The sequence below is a fragment of the Mesorhizobium sp. BR1-1-15 genome (assembly GCF_020165475.1).
Classification (GTDB): Bacteria; Pseudomonadota; Alphaproteobacteria; order Rhizobiales; family Rhizobiaceae; genus Mesorhizobium.
This window is the reverse complement of sequence record NZ_JAIUIF010000003.1, coordinates 1-20,983: the sequence shown is the minus strand read 5'-3', so window position 1 is coordinate 20,983 and position 20,983 is coordinate 1. Positions and strand designations below refer to the sequence as shown.

Below are 20,983 nucleotides of genomic sequence, written 5' to 3'. Positions count from 1 at the left end.
CAAAGCCGTGTGGCAGCCCGCCTTGCTTCATCCAAGCTTATGAAATTGTTGAACTTTCTTAATAGAAATTAACAGTTTGATAGGCGATTGCAACTGCTCTCGTTAACATTGCGGCCAAACATGGAACGAAAGGGCGACGAATCGGCGATGTCGGGATTTTCCCTGTTTGTTCACGACAAGATGTAGTGTTGCGCACAGGTTTTCCACCGACAATGCACAGCTTATCCAGGCAGTTTTGCACAATACCCGCTGCCGCCATTAACCTTTGCGTGCCGGATTGGAACAGCAGGCCGACAGCCGTCATCGGACGGCGTCACGGACATCCGAAGCGGATGGCGAACGAGCCCTCCTTCAATCGGCACCGGGAAGCCGGCAGCCCGGCGAGACCTCAGGCGAAGTACTGGCCGCCATTGGCGGTGATGGTCGATCCCGTGATGAAGCCGGCGTCCTCGGAGGCGAGGAAGACGACGCAGCGCGCGATCTCCTCCGGCTCGCCGAGGCGCCCGACCGGGATTAGCGGGATGATGCGTTCGTTGAGCACCTTCTCATCGATCGCCCGGACCATTTCGGTGGCGATATAGCCTGGGCAGATGATGTTGACGGTGATGCCCGCGCGGGCTCCTTCCTGGGCCAGAGCCTTCGAGAAACCGATGTCGCCGGCCTTGGCCGCGGAGTAGTTGACCTGCCCGGCCTGGCCCTTCTGGCCATTGATGGAGGAGATGGTGATGACGCGGCCGAACTTGCGGTCGCGCATGCCGCTCCACAGCGGATGCGTCATGTTGAAAACGCCGGAGAGATTGGTGTCGATGACCTCCTTCCACTGCTCACGCGTCAGCTTGTGGAACATGGCGTCGCGCGTGATGCCGGCATTGTTGACCAGCACCGCGACCGGGCCCAGATCGGCCTCGACCTGCTTGATGCCGGCGGCGCAGGCGTCGTAGTCGGCGACCGACCATTTGTAGGTCTTGATGCCGGTTGTGGCCGTGAACTTGCTCGCCGCCTCATCATTGCCGGCGTAGTTGGCGGCAACCGAATAGCCGGCTTCCTTCAGCGCCATCGATATTGCCGCGCCGATGCCGCGCGATCCGCCCGTGACGATTGCAACCTTGGTCATGCGCTCCCTCCCTTTGGTTGGGAGAGTGAACAGGGAGTAGCGAATGACGAGCAGGGATCAGATATCCCATTGCGCCGACGCCGTTCTTCCCTATTCGCTACTCCCCATTCACTTCTCTTTTAGAGCGCTTCGACGCACATGGCGACGCCCATGCCGCCGCCGATGCACAGGGTGGAGAGACCCTTCTTGGCACCTCTTCGGCGCATCTCGTGGACCAGCGTGTTGAAAATGCGCGCGCCAGAGGCGCCGATCGGATGACCGATGGCGATGGCGCCACCATTGACGTTGACGATCGAGGGATCCCAGCCCATGTCCTTGTTGACCGCGCAGGCCTGCGCGGCGAAAGCCTCGTTGGCCTCGATCAGGTCGAGATCGCCGACCGACCAGCCGGCCTTTTCCAGCGCTTTTCGCGAGGCGGGAATCGGACCGGTGCCCATGATCGCCGGGTCAACGCCCGCGGTCGCCCAGGAGACGATGCGCGCCAGCGGGGTGATGCCCCGCCTGGCAGCTTCCGCTTCGCTCATCAAAAGCGCGCCGGCGGCGCCGTCGTTGATGCCGGAGGCATTGGCGGCGGTCACAGTGCCGTCCTTGTCGAAGGCCGGCTTCAGTTTGGTCATGGCATCCAGCGTCGCGCCATGGCGGATGTATTCGTCCTGGTCGACAATTGTATCGCCCTTCTTGCCCTTGATGGTGAAGGCGACGATCTCGTCCTTGAACCGGCCGGCCTTCTGCGCGGCCTCGGCCTTGTTCTGCGAGGCCAGCGCGAACTGGTCCTGGTCCTCGCGGGTGATCTGGAACTGGCGGGCGACGTTCTCGGCCGTGTTGCCCATGTGATAGCCATTAAAGGCATCCCACAGTCCATCCTTGATCATGGTGTCGATCATCTTGTAGTCGCCCATCTTGACGCCAGCGCGCAGATGCTGGGCGTGCGGCGACATCGACATCGATTCCTGGCCGCCGGCGACAACCACCTTGGCATCGCCGGTGGCGATCTGCTGCATGCCGAGCGCGATGGCGCGCAGGCCCGAGCCGCACACCTGGTTGAGGCCCCAGGCGGTGGTCTCCCTGGGCAGCCCGGCGAGGATTGAAGCTTGGCGGGCGGGGTTCTGCCCTTGGGCCGCGGTCAGCACCTGGCCAAGAATGACCTCGTCGACTTCGGCCGCCTCGACGCCGGCGCGCGACAACAATTCCCTTACGACGACGGCGCCAAGCTCGTGAGCCGGGGTGGCGGCGAAAGCGCCGTTGAAGGAACCGACCGGTGTGCGCGCCGCGCTGGCGACGACGATGGCATTGGAAGCGGGCATTCTGTTCTCCAAACTTCAAGCTGATGTTCTGTCATTGAAGACTTTTCTTGCCCTTTCCCAACCCCGAGTCAAACCGGAAATCGGCAGGGCACCCATGCGTCGCAAGCAAGCTGCGCATGGCCGCGACATCAAGCTGTCCGCTGCTGCGCAGCATATTTCACCGGCCATGCAGCGATAATTAATCCCGCACTGCACAAACTGCTTGGAATTGTGACGCTTTTGCGCATATCCTTTGAACGGGCGCAATCGTTACCGGCGGCTTACTCAGGCGCGCCGGTGTCCGGGGAGGATGCAGATGGCTGCGAAAGACGATCCGATCGTCATCAAGAAATATGCCAATCGCCGGCTCTACAACACCGGCACCAGCACCTATGTGACGCTCGAGGACCTGGCCGAAATGGTCAAGAAGGGCGAAGAGTTCACGGTGCAGGACGCCAAGACCGGCGACGACATCACGCATCCGGTTCTGACCCAGATCATCTTCGAATTGGAGAACAAGGACGGGCAGAACATGCTGCCGATCCCGTTCCTGCGCCAGTTGATCGCCTTCTACGGCGACCAGATGCAGATGATCGTGCCGAGCTTCCTCGAACAGTCGATGATCGCCTTCTCCAAGGAACAGGAGCGCTTCCGCGAGCAGATGAAGGGCGCCATCGGCAAGTCACCACTCGACATGATGAAGATGGCCACGCCGATCAAGGCGCTGGAGGAGCAGACGCGCCGCAACATGGAAATGTTCCAGAATGCCATGCGGCTGTTCACGCCTTTCCCGCCGGCAGGCTCGGCACCTGCGGCGGCCCCCGCCGAACCGGCCAGGAAGGAAACGCCGGAAAAACCCGACGATCTGCAGCAGTTGAAGGACCAGATCGCGGCCATGCAGCGCAAGCTCGACACCATGTCGTGAGCGCGCAGCGCTTTTCTTCCGATCCTACGGCAATAATCCCTCATAGCGACCGCGCGGCCTGATGCTGCCGCCGCTCATTGCCTGTTCGACCATGTGGGCGGCCCAGCCAACGCTGCGCCCAAGCGCGAACAGCTGGAACGGCGCATCGCGCGGCAGGTCGAGGCTGCGCGTCAGAACGGCCAGGGCAAAGTCGACGTTCGGGCGGGCGCCGGTCGCGGCAATGGCGGCGATTTCCAGCGATCGCAATGTTCTGTCGGTGTTGTCGATGGCCGCCAAAAGCGCCGTGGCGCGGGGATCGCCTTCGGGATAGAGCGGATGGCCGAACGCTGGCAAAGGCCTGTCATGGCCGAGCCAGCGCCGGATCGCCGCATCGGCGCCGTGCCGCGCCGCATCGTCCGCGAGTTGCATCACCGCCTCGCCGGCGCCACCGTGCCGCGGACCGGAAAGTGTCGCCAGACCCGCGAGCAGGCAGGCGGCGGGCGAGGCTCCGGTCGAGGCCGCGACGCGCGCCGCGAAGGTCGATGCGTTGAGTTCGTGATCGGCAAGCAGCACAAGGGCGCGCCGGATAGCCTGCGCCCCGCCTTCATCCACCGACCAGCCTCGCGCCAACCGCATGTGCACCGGATCTGATCCCGCCGAGGCGCCAAGAGCGCCGGCCAGCACGCCGATCGCGCGCGCGGCGTCGGCGCACAGCGAGGCGGCGCCGCGCCCTAGTGAAGGCCGCGCCTGGCCGGCGAGCATGGCAAGTTGCATGAAGGCTGGGGCTCGGCCGAGTTGTTGGGATTGATCCGAGGCCGGAGCCTCGAAACTCACCGGCTCAGGCAGGGCCCACAGCACGGCGGCGGTCTCTTCGAGCGTGGCATGTTCGGACAGCGCAACGGCGTCGCGGCCCCGATAGACAAGGTGGCCGTGCGAAACGGTCGAGATCGAGGTGACGAGCGAGGGTTCGCCCCAGGCGATGGCGCTTTCGGCGATGGCCGATGGGCTGCGTCCGCGCTCTCTTCGCATCATCAGGGCCGCGATATCGTCGGCGCGATATTGGCTGCGGCGTGGATCGGCAATGTCCCGGCGCATGCCGATGCGCCCGCGACTGACATAGGCGTAGAGCGTCTGCGGCCGCACCTTGAGCCGTTCCAGTGCCTCGTCCCGCGACAGCCATTCGGACATGTCGGTCCCATATTGATTATGTTGATCAAGATTGATGCGCGTGTTGCCCATCCTTATCCTTAGTGTCGGAAAAGCTCAAGGAGACAAAGCCATGGCGAACGGGCTCGATGATGTGGTGGCGGCGGAAACGGTGCTGTCCGACGTGGATGGGCTGGGCGGCCGCTTGACGATCCGGGGGTACTCCCTGCCGGAACTGGCCGGGCGATGGAACTATCCGCAGGTCGTTCGCCTGCTTCTCGACGGCTTCTTCTACGACCTTCCCGGAGACGCGGAACTGGCCGCGAGACTGGGCCAGGCGCGCGTCGAGGTGTTCGACCGGCTCTTGTCTTGCCTGCCCCTGCTGGCGCCGCTCGACGTCTATAGCGCCATGCGCGCCGGCATGGCGCTGCTGCCGGACGGCGAGACGCTGACGGACGCGCTTCGGCTGATCGCGGCGCCCGCCGTGCTGACGCCGGCGCTCTTGCGCCTGCGGCGCGGCGAGCAGCCGGTCGCGCCGGATGGGAAGGCCGATCATGCCGCCGATATGCTGAGGATGCTCGACGGTTCCGTGCCGACGCCGGTTCTGGCAAAGGCACTCGACACTTACCTCGTGACCGTCTGCGACCACGGCCTCAATGCCTCGACCTTCGCCACGCGCATCGTCGCTTCGACGCAGGGCGGGCTGACATCGTCGGTGCTGGCTGGCCTCGGGGCGCTCAAGGGGCCGCTGCATGGCGGCGCGCCCGGCCCTGTCATCGAGATGCTCGACGCCATCCAGGCGCATGGCGACGCCGCCGGCTGGCTGCGCGGCGAGATCGCGCGTGGTGAACGCATCATGGGCTTCGGCCACCGCATCTACCGCGTGCGCGATCCGCGCGCCGATGTGCTGAAGGCGGTGGTGCGGCAGCTCGGCGGCGAGGGCGAGACCGGTCGCCGGCTGGCCTTCGCCGAGACAGTCGAACAGACGGCGCTCCATGTGCTTCGGATTGCCAAGCCGCAGCGCTCGCTGCAGACCAATGTCGAGTTCTACACCGCGCTGGTGCTGGAAGCGGCGGGTTTTCCCAGCCAAGCCTTCAGCAATGTCTTCGCGGCCGGGCGCGTCGCCGGTTGGGTCGCGCATGCGCGCGAGCAGCAGACGACGGGACGGCTGATCCGGCCGCTGTCGCGCTATGTCGGACCGATGCCGGACCTCGTCGCCTGAGCATCAAATCTGTTTGGAAGATACACCGCGCCCTCCGCCACAAGGCGGAGGGTGTTTCCGCATGATCGAAATTTCATGCGATCACGCGACCGTGCTCGTGTTCTTGCCTTGGTGTGTCCTTATATGCTGCACTGCAACATAGGTCTGCCGTGACGGTGACGCCCCGATTCCCGGGCGCGCGCAATAAGTCAGGCACCGGATCGACAGGAACGCCATGACGAAGAACGGCGAGGCGGAGGAAAAGAAGAAGATCAACATCGCGCTTCAGGGCGGCGGTTCCCACGGGGCTTTTTCCTGGGGCGTGCTCGACCGGCTTCTGGAGGATGGCCGGCTGGCGATCGCAGCGGTGTCCGGCACAAGCGCGGGCGCGATGAACGCGGTGGCGCTGGCCGACGGCTTCGTTCGCGGCGGCGTCGAAGGCGCGCGCAAGAAGCTCGACGACTTCTGGCATGCGGTGGCGGCGAAGGGCCGGTTCAGCCCGGTGCAGCGCATGCCGTGGGACGTCGCCTGGGGCAATTGGTCGATCGAGAACACGCCGGGTTATGTCTTCTTCGACACCATGTCGCGCGTGTTCTCGCCCTATGTCGCCAACCCGCTCGGCTTCAATCCGCTGCGCGACGTGGTCGCGCAGGGGATCGATTTCGACAATGTACGCGCCTGCAAGTCGATGGAACTGTTCATCTCGGCCACCAATGTCGAGACAGGGCAGTTGCGGGTGTTTTCCGATGGCGAGATCGACCTCGACACAGTGATGGCCTCGGCCTGCCTGCCGCAACTGTTCCGCGCCGTCGAGATCAAGGGCGTGCCCTATTGGGATGGCGGTTATGGCGGCAATCCGGCGCTCTATCCGTTCTTCAAGACGGCTGCCACCGAGGACGTGCTTTTGGTGCAGATCAATCCGGTCGTGCGCGAGGGAACGCCCAAAAGCGCCAATGAGATCCAGAACCGCATCGACGAGATCACCTTCAACGCCGGGCTGCTGCGCGAATTCCGTTCGATCGCCTTCGTCAAGGAACTGATCGCCGCCGGCCGCCTGCCGCGGGGCGAGTACCGGGACATCCGCATGCACCGCATCGACGCCGATGAGGCCTTCAAGGACCTGTCGGCATCATCGAAGGTCAATGCCGAATGGGCATTCCTGGCCTATCTGCGCGATCTTGGCCGCACCGCCGCCAGCGACTGGCTGGAGGAGAACTACGATGCCGTCGGCAAGCGGCCGACGCTCGACCTCTCCGGCGAGCTCGACGACGGCTTCAAGCCGGTGCGGGGTCCGGCACCTGGCCGACGGGTGAAGGAATTCCTGGCCGCGCGCAAGAACCCCGAAGCGGAGCGTCGCCGGGCCTGAACCCGCATCCGTCACACGGGCGTGATCTGCCGCGCGGTGCCAGCAAGTTCCTTCCGGCGCCAGCAACAACCATCGCGTGTGAGGCGCGCATCATCATGCTGACGCCTGCTGCCAGTGTCGTGCGGGCGCCGCTGTTGGGCGCCATCGCTCGACCGTATCCGGAACGGTGACTGGCGGGCGAGGAATACTGCCACGAACAGCACCAGCAGGCGTTTTGTTCGAGGCTATATCATGTCTCAAGCCTAGACGGCGGAACGCGATGGAGCAGACGCATCGAGGCGACCCGTCCTCGCTCCTGGAGCATCCGGCTTGACCAGGGAACGACGCTCTGGATCAGAGTTGAACGGTCCGTTCTTCAAGCAATTCCAGTGTGTTGCGTGAAATGTCGCACGCCGGGATGGTCCGTCAGGCCGAGGTTATCATCGTGCTCGAAACCCGCGTGGGGTTGAAAATCGCCTCGCGCCGGCGTCGTGCCTCCGAGAGCAGACGCAGGCCCGGCGGCACCGGGCCTTCAACGGCCGATCATCGGTCGCCAACGAGCCCCGCTAAAGCCGCACCCTAGTTGGGCAAAAAAATGCTTCGCGACGGCTATACTCTGTCCAGCTTCGCAATGCTGCTGCAACTTTCCGACTATATTGCGTTGCAAACTTGATGTAGAAGCGCGCTTCGCCGATCACGGCAATTTGAACACGGCCTGGCGCGCACCCATATCGGCGACGCGCTCCTCGAGGAGGACGTAGTCCCGGCCAAACCCCGCAGTGGAAAAAACGACGATGCCGAAAATCAGGTTTCACAAGCTTGCTGCCATTGTTGTGCTCATCGGTTTCGCCGCCTGGATGGCGACGGGCGAGTTTTCATCCGTTGGCAGTGCCGCCGCCGACGCCCAGAGGGCGGCAGAGGCCGAAAAGGCCAAGACGCCGGAGGCCGGCAAGCCGAACACGGCGCAAGCCGAGCCGAAAGCCGCGCCGCGCACCGTCGCGGTGGTGACGCCGCCGCGCAAGACCTATGCGCGCGCTATCCGCATTTCGGGGTTGACCGAGGCCGACAAGCGGGCGGTGCTAGCAACGCGCGTCGCCGGTGTCATCGACAAACTGCCGGTCAGCCAAGGCCAGCACGTCAAGACGGGCGATCTGGTTCTGATGCTGGCGGCCGAAGAGAAAATCTCGAATGTCGACAACGCCAAGCAGTTGCTGGCGCAACGCAAGGCCGAGCTCGACGCCGCCGAACGGCTGGCCAAGACCGGCAATCTGCCGAAGCTGCAGCTCGACACGGCGCGCTCGAATTTGACCTCGGCGCAATCGATGCTGGAGACCGCGCAGGCTGAGCTCGACCGCAACGAGGTCAAGGCGCCGTTCGACGGCGTCATCGACAGGGTGCCGGTGGAACTCGGCAGCTCGGTCATGCAAGGCGGCGAGGTGGCGACCATCCTCAAGCTCGATCCGGTGATCGCCCGCGGCGAAATCAGCGAACGCGACCTGCGCTATATCAAGATCGGCGAAGAGGCCAATGTGCGCCTGGTCAACGACCAGAAGGTCACCGGCACCGTGCGGTATATCAGCCGCGACGCCTCCTCCCAGACCCGCACCTTCCGTGTCGAAGTGGCGATCCCAAATGCGGATGGCAGCATCCCCGCCGGCATGACGGCCGAGATCACGCTCAGCGCCGAGCCGACCGACGCGGTTCTGCTGCCGCGTTCGGTGGTGACGCTGGGTGACAAGGGTGATCTCGGCATCCGCGCCGTCGGCAGCGACGACAAGGTGGCCTTCTACCCGATCGACCTGGTGGACGACACGCCGAACGGTCTCGTGCTCGGCGGAATTCCGAAAGATGCGCGCATCATTGTCGCCGGCCAGGAACTGGTGAAGGAAGGCGATATCGTCAAGCTCGTCGAGGCCGACCAGGCGACCATCAACAAGCTGATCGGCGAAGCCACCGCCGGTACGCAGTAGCGCAAAGCCCGGCGTCGGGATCTCCGGCGCCTCCCGCCAGTTCGCCGCTTCCGAAGAAACAGCAGGCATCAAGTCATGGATATCGTCAGACTCGCAATCCACAACGCCCGCCTCACAATATCCGCCCTGCTGTTCCTGCTGGCGGCGGGCTGGGTCGCCTATCAGTCGACGCCCAAGGAAGCGGAACCCGACGTTCCGATCCCGATGATGTATATCAGCCTGATCTACCAGGGCATTTCGCCGGAGGATTCGGAACGCCTTCTCCTGCGGCCGATGGAAAGCAAGCTGAAGAGCCTGAAGGGCCTCAAGGAGATGCGCTCGGCCGCCTTCCAGGGCGGCGGCTACGTGCTTGTCGAGTTCCAGCCGCAAACCAATCTGGCCACGGCGCTCCAGGACACGCGCAGCAAGGTGCAGGACGCCAAGGCCGACCTGCCGCAGGCGGCCGAGGAGCCGACGGTCAACGAGGTCAACGTTTCCGAGTTTCCGGTCCTCGTCGTCACTCTGTCGGGCGACGTGCCGGAGCGCGTGCTGACGGCGGCTGCGCGCGAACTGCGCGACCGTATCGAAGAGGTACCGGGCGTGCTGGAAGGCTCGCTGCAGGGCGCGCGCGACGATCTGGTCGAAGTGGTCATCGATCCGGTGAAGCTGTCCTCCTACGGGCTGCAGCTCGACCAGCTGATGCAAGGCGTCGGCGCCTCCAACAGCCTGGTCGCCGCCGGCAATCTCGAAGGCTCGGAAGGCAAATACGCGGTCAAGGTGCCGTCGCTGATCGAGACGCCCGAGGACGTGGCCAACCTGCCGGTCGTCGCCACACCCAACGCCGTGGTGCAGGCCAAGGACATCGCCACCATACGCTCGACCTTCAAGGACGCCGAGACGGTCACTCGCCTCGACGGCAAGCCGGCCATCGCCATCGAGGTGAAGAAGCGCATCGGCGCCAACCTGATCGACACGCTGAACCATGTCAGGGAGGTGTCCGACACCTTCATCAAGACGATGCCCGAAGGCATGCATGTCACCTACACGCAGGACAAGTCGGTCTTCGTCAACCAGCTCTTGGGTGACCTCCAGAACCACGTCATGATCGCCGTGATCCTGGTGTTCATCGTCATTCTCTACGCGCTGTCGGGCCGCGCCTCGCTGCTCATCGGGCTGGCCATACCATCGTCCTTCCTGATCGGCATATTGCTGCTTGCCATGATGGGCTACACGATCAACATGATCGTGCTGTTCAGCCTCATCCTGGCTGTCGGCATGCTGGTCGACGACGCCATCATCGTCACCGAGTTCGCCGAGCGGCGCATGAGCGAAGGCATGCCGAAGGCGGATGCCTTCGCGCTCGCCGCCAAGCGCATGGCCGGCCCGGTCATCGCGGCGACGATGACGCGCATCGCCGCGTTCTCGCCGCTGCTGTTCTGGCCCGGCATCATCGGCGACTTCATGAAATACATGCCGATCACGCTGATCGTCACGCTGTCGGCCTCGATGCTCTATGCGCTGGTGTTCGCGCCGACGCTGGGCGCGATCTTCGCCAAGGCGCCGAAGCATCACGAGGACGACAACCGCGACGGCTGGTACATGGCCATCGTCAAGCAGGCGGTGCGCTTCCCGATCACCGTCCTGGTGCTCACCGTGGCGCTGCTGTTCGGCGTCGGCTACGCCTATTCGAAATACGGCGCCGGCGTCGAGTTCTTCCCCAGCGTCGAGCCGGACTACGGCCTGCTCTACGTGCATGCGCGCGGCAATCTTTCGCTGGCCGAGATGGATGCCGCCACCAGGACGGCGGAGAACAGGCTGCTCGGCTGGCCGGGCGTGAAATCGGTCTATACACGCGCCGGCAAGACTCAGGGCGGCGGCCAGGACATTCCCGAGGACGTCGTCGGCGTGATCCAGTACGAATTCGTCGACTGGCGCGAGCGCAAGTCCGCCAACCAGATCCTCAGCGACCTGCGCGGCGTCATGGCCGGCATTCCCGGCGTCGATGTCGAGGTGCGCGTGCCGGAGGCAGGTCCGCCGACCGGCAAGCCGATCCAGATCAGGCTTTCGGCCGCCGATCCCAAGGGGCTCGACGACAAGGCGCGCGCGGTGGCGGCGCGGATCGCCAAGGTGCCCAACGTCATCGACATTTCGGACGGCCTGCCGCCGCCCGGCGTCGACTGGGCGCTCGAGGTCGACCGCGCCAAGGCCGCCCAATACGGCATCAGCCCGACCTCGGTCGGCACCGTGGTGCAGCTGGTGACCAACGGCTTGAAGCTGTCGGAATACCGGCCGGCGGGCGCCGACGATGCCGTCGACATCCGCCTGCGCCTGCCGGAAGACCGGCGCACGCTGTCGACGCTCGACGAACTCAGGGTGCAGACGTCGCAAGGGTCGGTGCCGATCTCGAACTTCGTCGTGCGCAAGCCCGAGCCGACGGTCGGCATTCTCAACCGCATCGACGGCGCGCGCACCGTCGTCGTGCAGGCCAATGTCGCCGCCGGAGCGCAGGTCGCAGCTGTACAGGAGCAGGTGACCAAGGCGGTCTCGGACATGGATCTCGGCAGCGGCATCCGCTGGAAGCTCGCCGGTTCCAACGAGGACAGTGCGGAAGCGAGCGCCTTCCTCAGCAAGGCCTTCGGCGCGGCGATCTTCCTGATCTTCCTGGTGCTGCTGGCGCAGTTCAACAAGTTCACCAGCGTCTGGCTGGTGCTGTCCTGCGTGGTCATGGCGACGATCGGCGTGTTCCTGGGCCTGCTTCTGACAGGCGAAGCGTTCGGCATCGTCATGTCGGGCATCGGCGTCATCGCGCTGGCCGGCGTGGTGGTCAACAACAATATCGTGCTGATCGACACCTATGACCGGCTGCGCGAGGAGGGCTGGGACAAGATGGAAGCGGTGCTGCAGACCTGCCGTGAGCGTGCCCGCCCGGTGGTGCTGACGGCGGTTTCGGCTATCTTGGGCGTGCTGCCGATCGCCTTCGGTCTCGGCCTTGAAATCTTCCATCATGAGACGACGATCAACGCGCCGTCGACGCAATGGTGGATTTCGCTGTCCTCGGCGATCGTGTTCGGCCTGTCCTTCGCCACGGTGCTGACGCTGGTTGTGACGCCGTCGATGCTGATGGTGTTCACCCGCGCCAAGGTCAAGCCCGGCGCGCGGCGAGGGTGGTTCAGCCGGCTGTTGCGACGCGGCAAGGGAGAGATCTCGCAGGAGCCAGCAGCCGATGGCGACGCCGAGCCGGCAATCGCCTTCCCGAAGGCCGCCGAATAGAGCGGTTTCGCAAGCCCGACCAAAAGGCCGCCCGGGAACTACCGGGCGCCTTTTGCATTGTTCCCTCGGATTCAACCAGACGGCGAGGGCTCTAAAATGACGATCAGCACGATTCTCATCATCATCCTGATCCTAATCCTGATCGGCGCGGTGCCGGCATGGCCGCATTCGCGCTCCTGGGGTTACGGGCCGTCGGGCATCGTCGGCGTCGTCCTCGTCGTGGTGCTTATCCTGCTTCTGATGGGCCGGATCTGACCGGCAACGATTTGCGGCCGGGCCCGCCGTTCCCGTCTTTTCGGCACGCTCGGCAATCACGCTGCTTGGTGCCAGGCCGGCGCGACGGCGATACCGATATCCTGCAAGGCTTCGTGCACCGCCTGGTCCAGAGGGGTGTGCGGGATTTCACCGATGATCTCGTTCAGTCGCGCCGAGGCCAGCCGGTGCGCCTCGAAACGCAGATAGGACATCGAGACGATCTCGCGCCACATCGCCACGAACGGGCTGCCGGCGCGCAGCACCCACCAGGGCATGAAGCTTAGTTTAAGCTTGCGTCCGAGCGCCTTTTCGGCGGCCGTCTTGATCTCGATGTCGGTGACGGCATGGCCCGGAAAATTCAGCGCCTCGTAAGAGCCGAGCTTGTCGAGATTGCGCGCCAGTGCGACGAAACCGACAGCGAAATCCGGCAGATAGGCCCATTCATGCACCAGATCGGCCGGGCCGGGCGCAGTGTAGATGCCCTTGCTCATCTTGGCGGCGACGACGAGGTCGAACCAGGAGCCGTTGCCGGTGCCGCCGAAGAAATCGCCGGCGCGCAGAATGATCGTGCGCACCCGACCCGCCTCAGCTTCACGGCGGAACAGCTCCTCCATGGCGCAGCGGATCCGCCCTTTCTCGGTCGTCGGATGGAACGGCGTGTCTTCCGTGATCACCGCCGGCATCGGCGAGCCATAATTGTAGACGGTGCCGGGGAAGAGATGCAGCGTGCCGTTGGCTCGGCAGGCGGTCATGACATTCTCGGCCATCGGCAGGCACTTGCCCCAGTCGGTGTAGATCGGGTTCAGGCCGTTGAAAATGATGTCGACGCGCTGCGTCGCGCGGATCAGAGACTCGCGGTCCAGCGCATCGCCGGCGACGGCCGTCGCGCCTGCAAGCTCAGCCGGCACCTTGCCGGTGCGGGTGATGGCGCGGACATCATAGCCCGCGTCGATGAAGGCCTTGGCGACCACGCGGCCGAGCCGGCCATTGGCGCCGAGGATTGCAATCTTGGTCATTCTTCGTCTCCTGTTTGCTGTGAAGCGACGGGACAAGCCCACCGCCTTGGGGATATCTCGGCGTCTGTTCAGCGGTTGCCGAAGAGGTCGCGGTTGCTGCCCTGGACGACCGGCTTCCGGATGATTGCATTCGACTTCTCGATCGATGTGGTGATCGTCTTGTCTTTGCTGGCGACAGGCGTCTGGCTGGCATTGTTCGAGCCGAACTTGTCGCTGCTTGCAAAAGCGGCGTTGGCGGCGATGAGGAGGGCAGCGGCGGTGAGTGCAATCCTGGTCATTTGGGTTACTCCTGATTGGCTTGTTGCAGGGCGTATCGATGTTTGCAGGCCGAATATGATTGCCTCACCAATGAATTGAAATTGACCATGTGTGCAGTTCTGATATTCAGTTGTGAATGGCTGATATCGACTGGAACCTGATCAAGAGCTTCGTCACGGTCGCTGAGACCGGCAGCCTGTCGGCCGCGGCGAGAAAGCTATCGGCAAGCCAGCCGACGCTTGGCCGCCACATCTCGGAACTAGAACAAGCGCTCGGCGTCATCCTGTTCCGGCGCGGGCGAAGCGGCTACGCGCTGACCGAAGCCGGGGCCACTCTCTTCGAGCGCGGCAAGGCGGTGAGCGAGCAGGCGAGCGCTTTTTCACGGCTGGCGCTGGGTTCGGTCGAAGCGATCGAAGGGACGGTGCGCATCGCCGCCAGCGAGGTGGTGGCGGCCTATGTGCTGCCCGACATGATGGCGCGGCTCGGCATCGAGGAGCCCGGCATCGAGGTCGAGATCGTCGCTTCCAACCAGCTCGAGAACCTGCTGCGCCGGGATGCCGACATCGCCATCCGCATGGTCAAGCCGACACAGAACGAGTTGGTGGCGCGCAAGGTCTGCGATATCGCGCTCTGCGCCTGTGCTTCCCTAGCCTATCTCGACCGGTGCGGCCGCCCGCGCGAGCCGGCCGACCTGCTCGACCACGCGCTGATCGGCTTCGACCGGAGCGACGAGATGATCCGAGGCTTTACGCATTTCGGCATATCGGTCACGCGGAACAGTTTTCGCTTCCGGGCCGACAACCAGATCGTGCTTTGGGAGGCGGTGCGGGCGGGAAACGGCATCGGCCTCGGCCAGGAGCCGCTGGCCGAGCGGGACCCCCTGGTGGAGAAGATGCTGCCGGGCCTGCCGCTGCCCAGCTTGCCGGTGTGGCTGGCCATGCATCGCGACGTGCGCACCAGCGTGCGCATCCGACGCGTGGCGGATTTCCTTCACGAGGAACTGAAACGCTATTCGGCCGGCGCCGCGTCGGGAGCGAATTCGGCGCGATGAGCTAATCCGGCCATCAGCAGGACGACGATCAGCAGACCCGACATGGCGATGAAGATCGGGCCGAAGCTGGAATGCTCGGCGACGAAGCCGATCGCCGAGGGCGCCACGAGGATGCCGGAATAGCCCATGGTGGTGACGACGCTCATGCCGGTGCCCGATGACATGCCTTCCTGGTTGCCGCCGGCCGAAAAGATGATCGGCACCATATTGGCGATGCCGAAGCCGCACAGAGCGAAGGCGGAGATGGCAAGCCAGGGTGAGGGCGACAGGCCTGCGATCAGCATGCCGGCGGCAGCGATGATCGCCGAACCGCGCAACGTCGTCACGGCCCCGAAACGATTGCGCACGCCGTCGCCGAAGAAACGCATGATCGCCATGACACCGGAAAAGGCGGCGTAGGCGAGACCGGCAATGGCGAGATCGGCGCCGAGTTCCTGCCTGAGATAAAGCGCTGCCCAGTCGAGTACGGCGCCTTCGGAGACCATCGTCAGCAGCGCCATCAGGCCGACGAAGTAGACCAGCGGGTTTCCCGGCAAGGTGAATTTATGATGCTCCGCAGCCTGCGGCCTGCCCTCGGCGACGATATAGGGCACCGCCGCCGCGATCGCCGCTAAGGCAAGCGCCGTCACCACCGCGGCGTGGGCGAGGTGGCCGTAATTCTGGATGGCAAAGCCGCCAAGGGCACCGCCGGCGAAACCGCCGAGGCTCCAGAAGCCATGCGAGGAGGACATGATCGCGCGCGACAGCCGCCGCTCGACCACCACCGCATTGGCGTTCATGGCGACATCCATGCCGCCGATGGAGCCGCCAAAGATGAACATGGCGACGGCAGCCAGCGGCACGTTGGGCGCCAGCGCCACGACCAGCAGACCGAGGCTGCCGCAGAGGCCAAACCAGCGCAGCACGGTGCGCGAGCCGTGTTTCGAAATCAGGTGACCGCACCAGGTCATGGCGGTGACGGCGCCGGCGCCGAACAGCAGGATCAAAAGCCCCAGAGTGAACTTGGAAATGTCCAGGCGGGTCAGGAACACCGGGATCTGCGGCGCCCAGCTGCCGGTCAGGAAGCCGTTGGCGAGGAAGATGGCCGCCACGGCCCAGCGGCCGCGAATGGCGGTCTGCATTGCATTCGACGCGTTCATAGGCGAATCCGGTCAGAAAGTGGCTTTGCGCGGCAAATTAGATCGATTCAATTTTCAGTCAAGCGCTGCGCTCGGGAAGCATTTGGGCCAAACGAACGCCTAGGGTAATCGAGGACGTGAGAGACCACCTAGTGGTCTCTGGGTCGCCTGGCCTCGAATTCGGCCTTCTTGGCGTCGGAGGTTTCGGTCTGGTGCAGCGCCTGCCATTGCGCGTAAGGCATGCCGTAGACGATCTCGCGCGACTGGTCCTTGCTGAGATCGACGCCTTCGGCTTCCGCGGCCTCGCGATACCAGTTCGACAGGCAGTTGCGGCAGAAGCCGGCGAGGTTCATCAAATCGATGTTCTGCACGTCGCCACGCTCACGCAGATGCGCCACCAGCCGGCGAAAGGCGGCGGCCTCGAAGTCGCGTTTCTGTTCGTCGCTGAGTTCGGTCATCGAAACCTCCTCATAACGGCCCGGTGCGCGAGCCGAACATCTTCACTTGGTGTATATCGGGACGGCGATCGATCGCGTCAACGATCGGCGCCAGACGCTCAGCCCACGAAAGCGCATCCCCGCCGGTCGCGATCAGGTCCTGGCGGATTTCGATCAGCGCGTGGGCATAGCCGTTGACGATGGCGTGCCTGAACATGGTGTCGCCCCGCAGCGCGCCGTCATAGGGCTCGTTGTCGCCGACAACGAGGTTTTTGTCAGCGGCCAACATGTCGATCAGCGGCCGCGCCACGCGGTCGTCGCGGTCCCACAGCACGCCGACATGCCACGGCCGCTGCCTGCCCTGCATGACCGGCGTGAAGGAATGCACGGAGAAGATGAAGGGTGCCTTGCCGGAAGCCTGCGCGACCGAGGCGATCATGGCGCCGACGGCGTCGTGATAGGGCCGGTAGAAGCGGTCAAGCCGCCTTTCGCGCTCCTCCGGGGCGAGGGGATAGTTTCCCGTCACGACCGTGCCGTCATAGAGCTGACGGATCAGCGTCGGATCATCCTCGCCGCGATTGGGATCGATCAGCAGCCGCGAAAAATTGGCGAGCACCGCTGGCACATCGAGCAACGCAGCGAGTTCGCGCGTCACCGCCTCGACGCCGATGTCATAGGCGATGTGGCGGTCGAACGCCGCCGCCGGCAGGCCAAGGCTGCCATAGTCTTCAGGCAGGTCGCGGCGGGCATGGTCGGCCAACAGCACCATGCCCCGCTTGCGGTCGCCCTCGACGACATCGAAAGGCGCGAAAACTGTGGATCGGGTCATTGGCGGGAAATGGTCTGTTCGCTGGCTTCCGGGGAGGATGCTATCGTCTTTCCACGAAGACGACGCGGGCGCAATGCCGTTGTTTGGCCAAGGTTTCCGCTGAAATCTGGCAAGGGGCGACGGATCGCGCGCCGGGAGCCTTCTTAAATCGATTGGAATTGGACAAAACGGCGCGTTGACATGCGCCCGGACTTTTCCGAAAAGGGGCGCAGAGAGATGCTGATGTGGTTCTTGAGGGGTTTCAGGATGAGTTCCGCCGGCGGGCGGCGCGTGCGCTTCGCCTTCGCCATGCCGCTCCTGACGCTCGCCGTGGGTTTGTCCGCGATGGTTGCGGCCTCGCCCGCCCGCGCTGATTTCCGCGTCTGCAACGCGACGCAAAACCTGGTCGGCGTCGGCATCGGCTATCGTGCCAAGGCCGGCTGGATCACCGAGGGCTGGTGGCACATCGAAGGATCGAGTTGCAAGACGCTGATCGAAGGGCCGCTGTCATCAAGGTTTTACTATCTTTATGCAGAAGACGCCGAACGCGGCGGACGCTGGGACGGCCCGATCAACATGTGCGTGGCTGAAAAAGAGTTCAAGATCGCCGGCGTCACCGATTGCGTCGCCCGGGGCTTCCAGCGCGCCGGATTCCAGGAATACGACACGGGCGAGCAGGCAAGCTGGATGGTCCAGCTAACCGACGACCCCGCAACGGGAGGCGCGCCAGCCGCCCCGGGAACAAACAGTCAATGAGACGCAGCCGCAAGGTCAAGATCCTAGCCACCATCGGTCCGGCCTCCTCTTCCGAGGAAATGCTGAAGAAGCTGTTCGAAGCGGGCGCCGATGTGTTCCGCATCAACATGAGCCATACCGATCACGAGTTGATGCGCACGCTGGTCGGACGCATCCGCGCCGTCGAGGAGACGGTCGGAAGGCCGATCGGCATCCTTGCCGACCTGCAAGGACCCAAGCTGCGCGTCGGCAAGTTCGCCAACGGCAAGGAGGTGCTGACCGTCGGCCAGACCTTCACGCTCGACGACAATCCCGAGCCCGGCACCGCGGCCAGGGTCTATCTGCCGCATCCCGAAATCCTGAGTTCGGTCGAGGCCGGCCACCGGCTGCTGATCGACGACGGAAAGCTGGAGCTGAAAGCGGTGAAGGCCAATGGCAAGGCGATCGTCTGCACCGTCGTTGCCGGCACCACGATTTCCGACAGAAAGGGCGTCAGCCTGCCCGATACCGACCTGCCGGTCGGCGCGCTGACCGAGAAGGACCGCAGGGATCTCGACGCGGTGCTCGCCACCGGCGTCGACTGGATAGCGCTGTCCTTCGTGCAGCGGCCGGAGGACCTGGCCGAAGCGCGCAAGATCGCACGCGGCCGGGCGCTGATCATGGCCAAGATCGAGAAGCCGCAGGCGGTTGCCCGTCTGGCCGAAATCATTGAACTCTCAGACGCGCTGATGGTCGCGCGCGGCGATCTCGGCGTCGAGATGCCGCTGGAAGCCGTGCCCGGGATCCAGAAGCAGATCACGCGCGCAGCGCGCCGCGCCGGCAAGCCGGTGGTGGTCGCCACGCAGATGCTGGAATCGATGATCACCGCGCCCGTGCCGACCCGCGCGGAAGTCTCCGACGTTTCGATCGCCGTCTTCGAAGGCGCCGACGCCATCATGCTTTCGGCCGAATCGGCCGCGGGCGCCTATCCGGTGGAAGCGGTGGCGATGATGAACCGCATCGCCACCAAGGTGGAAACCGATCCGACCTATGCAGGCATCATCAACGCCCAGCGTTCCGAGCCTGAAGCAACCGGCGCCGATGCGATCTCGCTGGCGGCCCGCGAAATCGCCGAGACGCTGAAACTGTCGGCGATCATCACCTACACGGCTTCCGGCACCACGGGCCTGCGCGCCGCGCGCGAGCGCCCGCAGGTGCCGATCGTGGCCCTGTCGCCGATCGTCAACACGGCGCGGCGGCTGTCGCTGCTGTGGGGCACGCACTGCGTCGTCTCCCCCGATGCCACCGATCTCGACGACATGGTCGATCGCGCCTGCCGCATCGCGCTTGAAGAGGAATTCGGCAAGCCCGGCGACCGCGTCATCATCACCGCCGGCGTGCCGCTAAGGACGCCCGGTTCGACCAATATGCTGCGCATCGCCTATGTCGGTTCGGACTTGGGCACCCGATAAGCCCGCCCCAGGGCTTCACCGCGTTGCGATCTTGAGAGCTCTTGTTGCCGCTGCGGCGTGGTCAATGCGCTGAAGGAAGCGACGCGCGCGGGGTATGGGATCTTGCAGGTATTGATCCGGTCCCCGCATCTTTCGCCGATTAAGTTCGGCAGTGTCGAGCAGATCGAAATCGACCTTTTCCAGCGTGCAGTGCCAGTCGGCGCTGTGCGAAGCCCATCCTCGTTTGTGGTGTTCCAGAAGCCGTTCGCGGCTGGAATAGCCATGGTAGTCGAAGGCGATCACGCCGTTGGTCACATAGATATGGTTTCCGGAATCGTTCCCGCTTGGGATGATCCGCTCGCCGTAAAATCCGTCCAGGGGAGGATAGCTGAGAAAGGCGCCCGCAAGGATGGGGCAGGCGCCGTAACCGAAGAAGATGCGGTCCGGCAGCGCCCAGAATTTTTCGGGATTTTTCTTTATGCCGTGTTTGAGGACGTACATGCCGCTCTGGCCCCGATACCCTTTTTCGACGACCATTTTCGGAAGACGCACATCAGGTCGGCGCCAACTCCGCTTCGGGTTCCTTGAGGTCGGCGCATTTGCCGACGCCATAGGCATCGCCGGCGATCCGCGCTTCCACCGCCCTTGCCATCGCCTCCAGATCCACACTCCTGCCGGCGGCCTTCTCGATGGCGCCAACGACCAGATCAGACGCGATCCAGTCCGGCTTGTGGCCGAGATTGCGCACCCAGACCAGTTCGGCGCTGGCAATGTTGCGCTCGAGGCCGACCGAATGGATATGGGCATAGACGACCTTGTCTCGATCGCCCGAGATGACCACGGTCGGCGCCTTGATCTCGGCGTAGCGCGGCGCGGCCCCAAGCGCATAGCGGTAGAGGCCGGCGACATCGCTGGCATTTGCGCGGAAGGCCGACGGTCTCAGCACCAGCGGGATCGAGGCCTCGGCGACATAATTGTCCGGCACTTTGTTGGGCGAGAAGACGCAGGTCGTAGCGTCGGCGATCCGCAGCATTCCTGCCGGATAGCTCAGCGTTTCGGAGAACAGCCGGCCGATCACCGGAATGGTGGTCAGGTCGTAGTACCAGGCGGTTGCGCCGCCGGGCCACGGATGGGTTGCCGGTGCCAGGAATACCAGTCCGAGCGTCTTGTCGGCATGCTCGCGGCCGAAGGCGGTCGTCACCGCGCCACCGAAGGAATGGCCGACGATGATAGCCTGCTTCATGCCGAGATGGTCCATCAGCGCGGCGACGGTGTCGGCCTGCGACCACGGATCCTTGTTGTTGCCGGGCCCGCGTCCCGACCAACCGAATCCCGGCCGGTCGAAGAACAGCAATTCGGCGCGCCCTTCGAGCAACGGCCTGAGCGGCAGCATCTGATCCCTGAGATTGGCGCTGGCGCCGTGGATGAAGACAACAGGCGGCAGGTCGGCCTTGGCGTGGCCAGGAACGTGGACATAATGGATGCGCGCGCCATCGATGTCGATGAATTCGCCGACGGCCGGGTTGCGGCGCTCGATCAGCCAGGAGCCGACGCGGGTGATGCCGACAAGGCCAAAGACGAGCGCCAGAAGGAAGGCAAAGGCGGCATAGAGCAGGTTCATGTGGGATATACGAGAGGGAGTAGGGGAGTAGGGGAGTAGGGG

At 64.3% G+C, this 20,983-nt stretch carries 20 protein-coding genes; 10 read left to right on the top strand and 10 right to left on the bottom strand.

Annotated elements, in window-relative coordinates:
• Positions 1 to 388 precede the first annotated feature (388 nt).
• On the bottom strand, positions 389 to 1,114 hold the full coding sequence (gene phbB / locus LB541_RS06245; protein ID WP_140493339.1) for an acetoacetyl-CoA reductase: 726 nt from the start codon (positions 1,112 to 1,114) through the stop codon (positions 389 to 391).
• A gap of 119 nt (positions 1,115 to 1,233) precedes the next feature.
• On the bottom strand, positions 1,234 to 2,418 hold the full coding sequence (locus LB541_RS06240) for an acetyl-CoA C-acetyltransferase (protein ID WP_140493342.1): 1,185 nt from the start codon (positions 2,416 to 2,418) through the stop codon (positions 1,234 to 1,236).
• Between LB541_RS06240 and LB541_RS06235 the strand changes: the two genes are divergently transcribed.
• Positions 2,399 to 2,596, top strand: coding sequence for a hypothetical protein (locus tag LB541_RS06235; RefSeq protein WP_140493345.1), 198 nt, complete (start codon positions 2,399 to 2,401; stop codon positions 2,594 to 2,596). The two genes, LB541_RS06240 and LB541_RS06235, sit on opposite strands and share 20 nt — an antisense overlap.
• A 117-nt stretch (positions 2,597 to 2,713) precedes the next feature.
• Positions 2,714 to 3,322, top strand: coding sequence for a polyhydroxyalkanoate synthesis repressor PhaR (gene phaR, locus LB541_RS06230; RefSeq protein WP_140493348.1), 609 nt, complete (start codon positions 2,714 to 2,716; stop codon positions 3,320 to 3,322).
• 24 nt (positions 3,323 to 3,346) lie between these two features.
• On the opposite strand, the gene LB541_RS06225 is transcribed toward phaR, so the two are convergent.
• Positions 3,347 to 4,489: a citrate/2-methylcitrate synthase gene (locus LB541_RS06225; protein WP_140627978.1), complete on the bottom strand. Its 1,143-nt coding sequence runs from the start codon at positions 4,487 to 4,489 to the stop codon at positions 3,347 to 3,349.
• Positions 4,490 to 4,580: 91 nt separating this feature from the next.
• Here LB541_RS06225 and LB541_RS06220 point away from each other — a divergent pair, with 91 nt between their 5' ends.
• The 5 genes from LB541_RS06220 (at position 4,581) to LB541_RS06200 (ending at position 12,467) form a co-directional block, all read left to right on the top strand.
• A complete protein-coding gene (locus tag LB541_RS06220) occupies positions 4,581 to 5,669 on the top strand; it encodes a citrate synthase/methylcitrate synthase (RefSeq protein ID WP_224618066.1) in 1,089 nt (362 codons plus the stop codon).
• A 214-nt stretch (positions 5,670 to 5,883) separates the two neighbouring features.
• Positions 5,884 to 7,014: a patatin-like phospholipase family protein gene (locus tag LB541_RS06215; protein WP_224618065.1), complete on the top strand. Its 1,131-nt coding sequence runs from the start codon at positions 5,884 to 5,886 to the stop codon at positions 7,012 to 7,014.
• 773 nt (positions 7,015 to 7,787) lie between these two features.
• Positions 7,788 to 8,963: an efflux RND transporter periplasmic adaptor subunit gene (locus tag LB541_RS06210; RefSeq protein WP_224618064.1), complete on the top strand. Its 1,176-nt coding sequence runs from the start codon at positions 7,788 to 7,790 to the stop codon at positions 8,961 to 8,963.
• A gap of 75 nt (positions 8,964 to 9,038) precedes the next feature.
• A complete protein-coding gene (locus LB541_RS06205; RefSeq protein WP_140580075.1) occupies positions 9,039 to 12,212 on the top strand; it encodes an efflux RND transporter permease subunit in 3,174 nt (1,057 codons plus the stop codon).
• Between the two features lie 96 nt (positions 12,213 to 12,308).
• Positions 12,309 to 12,467 carry a DUF3309 family protein gene (locus LB541_RS06200; RefSeq protein WP_140493366.1) on the top strand — a complete coding sequence of 53 codons (159 nt, stop codon included), beginning with the start codon at positions 12,309 to 12,311 and terminating at the stop codon, positions 12,465 to 12,467.
• Positions 12,468 to 12,523: 56 nt separating this feature from the next.
• Here the strand turns inward: LB541_RS06200 and LB541_RS06195 are convergent, their stop codons facing one another.
• A complete protein-coding gene (locus LB541_RS06195) occupies positions 12,524 to 13,483 on the bottom strand; it encodes an SDR family oxidoreductase (protein ID WP_140580074.1) in 960 nt (319 codons plus the stop codon).
• A 68-nt stretch (positions 13,484 to 13,551) separates the two neighbouring features.
• The gene (locus LB541_RS06190; protein ID WP_140566908.1) at positions 13,552 to 13,761 is read right to left on the bottom strand and encodes a DUF680 domain-containing protein; all 210 of its coding nucleotides are present in this window, start codon (positions 13,759 to 13,761) and stop codon (positions 13,552 to 13,554) included.
• Between the two features lie 116 nt (positions 13,762 to 13,877).
• Between LB541_RS06190 and LB541_RS06185 the strand changes: the two genes are divergently transcribed.
• A complete protein-coding gene (locus LB541_RS06185) occupies positions 13,878 to 14,792 on the top strand; it encodes a LysR family transcriptional regulator (RefSeq protein ID WP_140662907.1) in 915 nt (304 codons plus the stop codon).
• Here the strand turns inward: LB541_RS06185 and LB541_RS06180 are convergent.
• The 3 genes from LB541_RS06180 to LB541_RS06170 form a co-directional block, all read right to left on the bottom strand.
• Entirely contained in the window at positions 14,750 to 15,931 is a 1,182-nt protein-coding gene (locus tag LB541_RS06180; RefSeq protein ID WP_140625000.1) for an MFS transporter, read from the bottom strand. The genes LB541_RS06185 and LB541_RS06180 overlap by 43 nt on opposite strands.
• 128 nt (positions 15,932 to 16,059) lie before the next feature.
• On the bottom strand, positions 16,060 to 16,368 hold the full coding sequence (locus LB541_RS06175) for a DUF1244 domain-containing protein (RefSeq protein ID WP_140493382.1): 309 nt from the start codon (positions 16,366 to 16,368) through the stop codon (positions 16,060 to 16,062).
• A 10-nt stretch (positions 16,369 to 16,378) separates the two neighbouring features.
• Positions 16,379 to 17,176, bottom strand: coding sequence for an N-formylglutamate amidohydrolase (locus LB541_RS06170; RefSeq protein WP_140493385.1), 798 nt, complete (start codon positions 17,174 to 17,176; stop codon positions 16,379 to 16,381).
• Positions 17,177 to 17,446: 270 nt separating this feature from the next.
• On the opposite strand from LB541_RS06170, the gene LB541_RS06165 reads away from it, so the two are divergent.
• Both LB541_RS06165 and pyk read left to right on the top strand, forming a co-directional pair.
• Positions 17,447 to 17,911: a DUF1036 domain-containing protein gene (locus LB541_RS06165; protein WP_404928014.1), complete on the top strand. Its 465-nt coding sequence runs from the start codon at positions 17,447 to 17,449 to the stop codon at positions 17,909 to 17,911.
• Positions 17,908 to 19,341 carry a pyruvate kinase gene (gene pyk / locus LB541_RS06160; protein ID WP_140493391.1) on the top strand — a complete coding sequence of 478 codons (1,434 nt, stop codon included), beginning with the start codon at positions 17,908 to 17,910 and terminating at the stop codon, positions 19,339 to 19,341. Before LB541_RS06165 ends, pyk begins: the two co-directional genes overlap by 4 nt.
• Positions 19,342 to 19,356: 15 nt before the next feature.
• Here pyk and LB541_RS06155 read toward each other — a convergent pair whose 3' ends face one another.
• On the bottom strand, positions 19,357 to 19,821 hold the full coding sequence (locus LB541_RS06155) for a hypothetical protein (protein ID WP_140554972.1): 465 nt from the start codon (positions 19,819 to 19,821) through the stop codon (positions 19,357 to 19,359).
• A 52-nt stretch (positions 19,822 to 19,873) separates the two neighbouring features.
• Positions 19,874 to 20,941: an alpha/beta fold hydrolase gene (locus tag LB541_RS06150; RefSeq protein WP_224618181.1), complete on the bottom strand. Its 1,068-nt coding sequence runs from the start codon at positions 20,939 to 20,941 to the stop codon at positions 19,874 to 19,876.
• Positions 20,942 to 20,983: the final 42 nt, after the last annotated feature.

Excerpts from the sequence above, each read along its gene's own strand:
- LB541_RS06220 (WP_224618066.1), top strand. The coding sequence starts at position 4,581 with ATGGCGAACGGGCTCGATGATGTGGTGGCGGCGGAAACGGTGCTGTCC.
- LB541_RS06240 (WP_140493342.1), bottom strand. The coding sequence starts at position 2,418 with ATGCCCGCTTCCAATGCCATCGTCGTCGCCAGCGCGGCGCGCACACCG.
- LB541_RS06215 (WP_224618065.1), top strand. The coding sequence starts at position 5,884 with ATGACGAAGAACGGCGAGGCGGAGGAAAAGAAGAAGATCAACATCGCG.
- pyk (WP_140493391.1), top strand. The coding sequence starts at position 17,908 with ATGAGACGCAGCCGCAAGGTCAAGATCCTAGCCACCATCGGTCCGGCC.
- LB541_RS06150 (WP_224618181.1), bottom strand. The coding sequence starts at position 20,941 with ATGAACCTGCTCTATGCCGCCTTTGCCTTCCTTCTGGCGCTCGTCTTT.
- phaR (WP_140493348.1), top strand. The coding sequence starts at position 2,714 with ATGGCTGCGAAAGACGATCCGATCGTCATCAAGAAATATGCCAATCGC.
- LB541_RS06225 (WP_140627978.1), bottom strand. The coding sequence starts at position 4,489 with ATGTCCGAATGGCTGTCGCGGGACGAGGCACTGGAACGGCTCAAGGTG.
- LB541_RS06205 (WP_140580075.1), top strand. The coding sequence starts at position 9,039 with ATGGATATCGTCAGACTCGCAATCCACAACGCCCGCCTCACAATATCC.
- LB541_RS06175 (WP_140493382.1), bottom strand. The coding sequence starts at position 16,368 with ATGACCGAACTCAGCGACGAACAGAAACGCGACTTCGAGGCCGCCGCC.
- LB541_RS06190 (WP_140566908.1), bottom strand. The coding sequence starts at position 13,761 with ATGACCAGGATTGCACTCACCGCCGCTGCCCTCCTCATCGCCGCCAAC.
- LB541_RS06195 (WP_140580074.1), bottom strand. The coding sequence starts at position 13,483 with ATGACCAAGATTGCAATCCTCGGCGCCAATGGCCGGCTCGGCCGCGTG.
- LB541_RS06170 (WP_140493385.1), bottom strand. The coding sequence starts at position 17,176 with ATGACCCGATCCACAGTTTTCGCGCCTTTCGATGTCGTCGAGGGCGAC.
- LB541_RS06185 (WP_140662907.1), top strand. The coding sequence starts at position 13,878 with ATGGCTGATATCGACTGGAACCTGATCAAGAGCTTCGTCACGGTCGCT.
- LB541_RS06180 (WP_140625000.1), bottom strand. The coding sequence starts at position 15,931 with ATGAACGCGTCGAATGCAATGCAGACCGCCATTCGCGGCCGCTGGGCC.
- LB541_RS06155 (WP_140554972.1), bottom strand. The coding sequence starts at position 19,821 with ATGTACGTCCTCAAACACGGCATAAAGAAAAATCCCGAAAAATTCTGG.
- LB541_RS06200 (WP_140493366.1), top strand. The coding sequence starts at position 12,309 with ATGACGATCAGCACGATTCTCATCATCATCCTGATCCTAATCCTGATC.
- phbB (WP_140493339.1), bottom strand. The coding sequence starts at position 1,114 with ATGACCAAGGTTGCAATCGTCACGGGCGGATCGCGCGGCATCGGCGCG.
- LB541_RS06210 (WP_224618064.1), top strand. The coding sequence starts at position 7,788 with ATGCCGAAAATCAGGTTTCACAAGCTTGCTGCCATTGTTGTGCTCATC.
- LB541_RS06235 (WP_140493345.1), top strand. The coding sequence starts at position 2,399 with ATGGCATTGGAAGCGGGCATTCTGTTCTCCAAACTTCAAGCTGATGTT.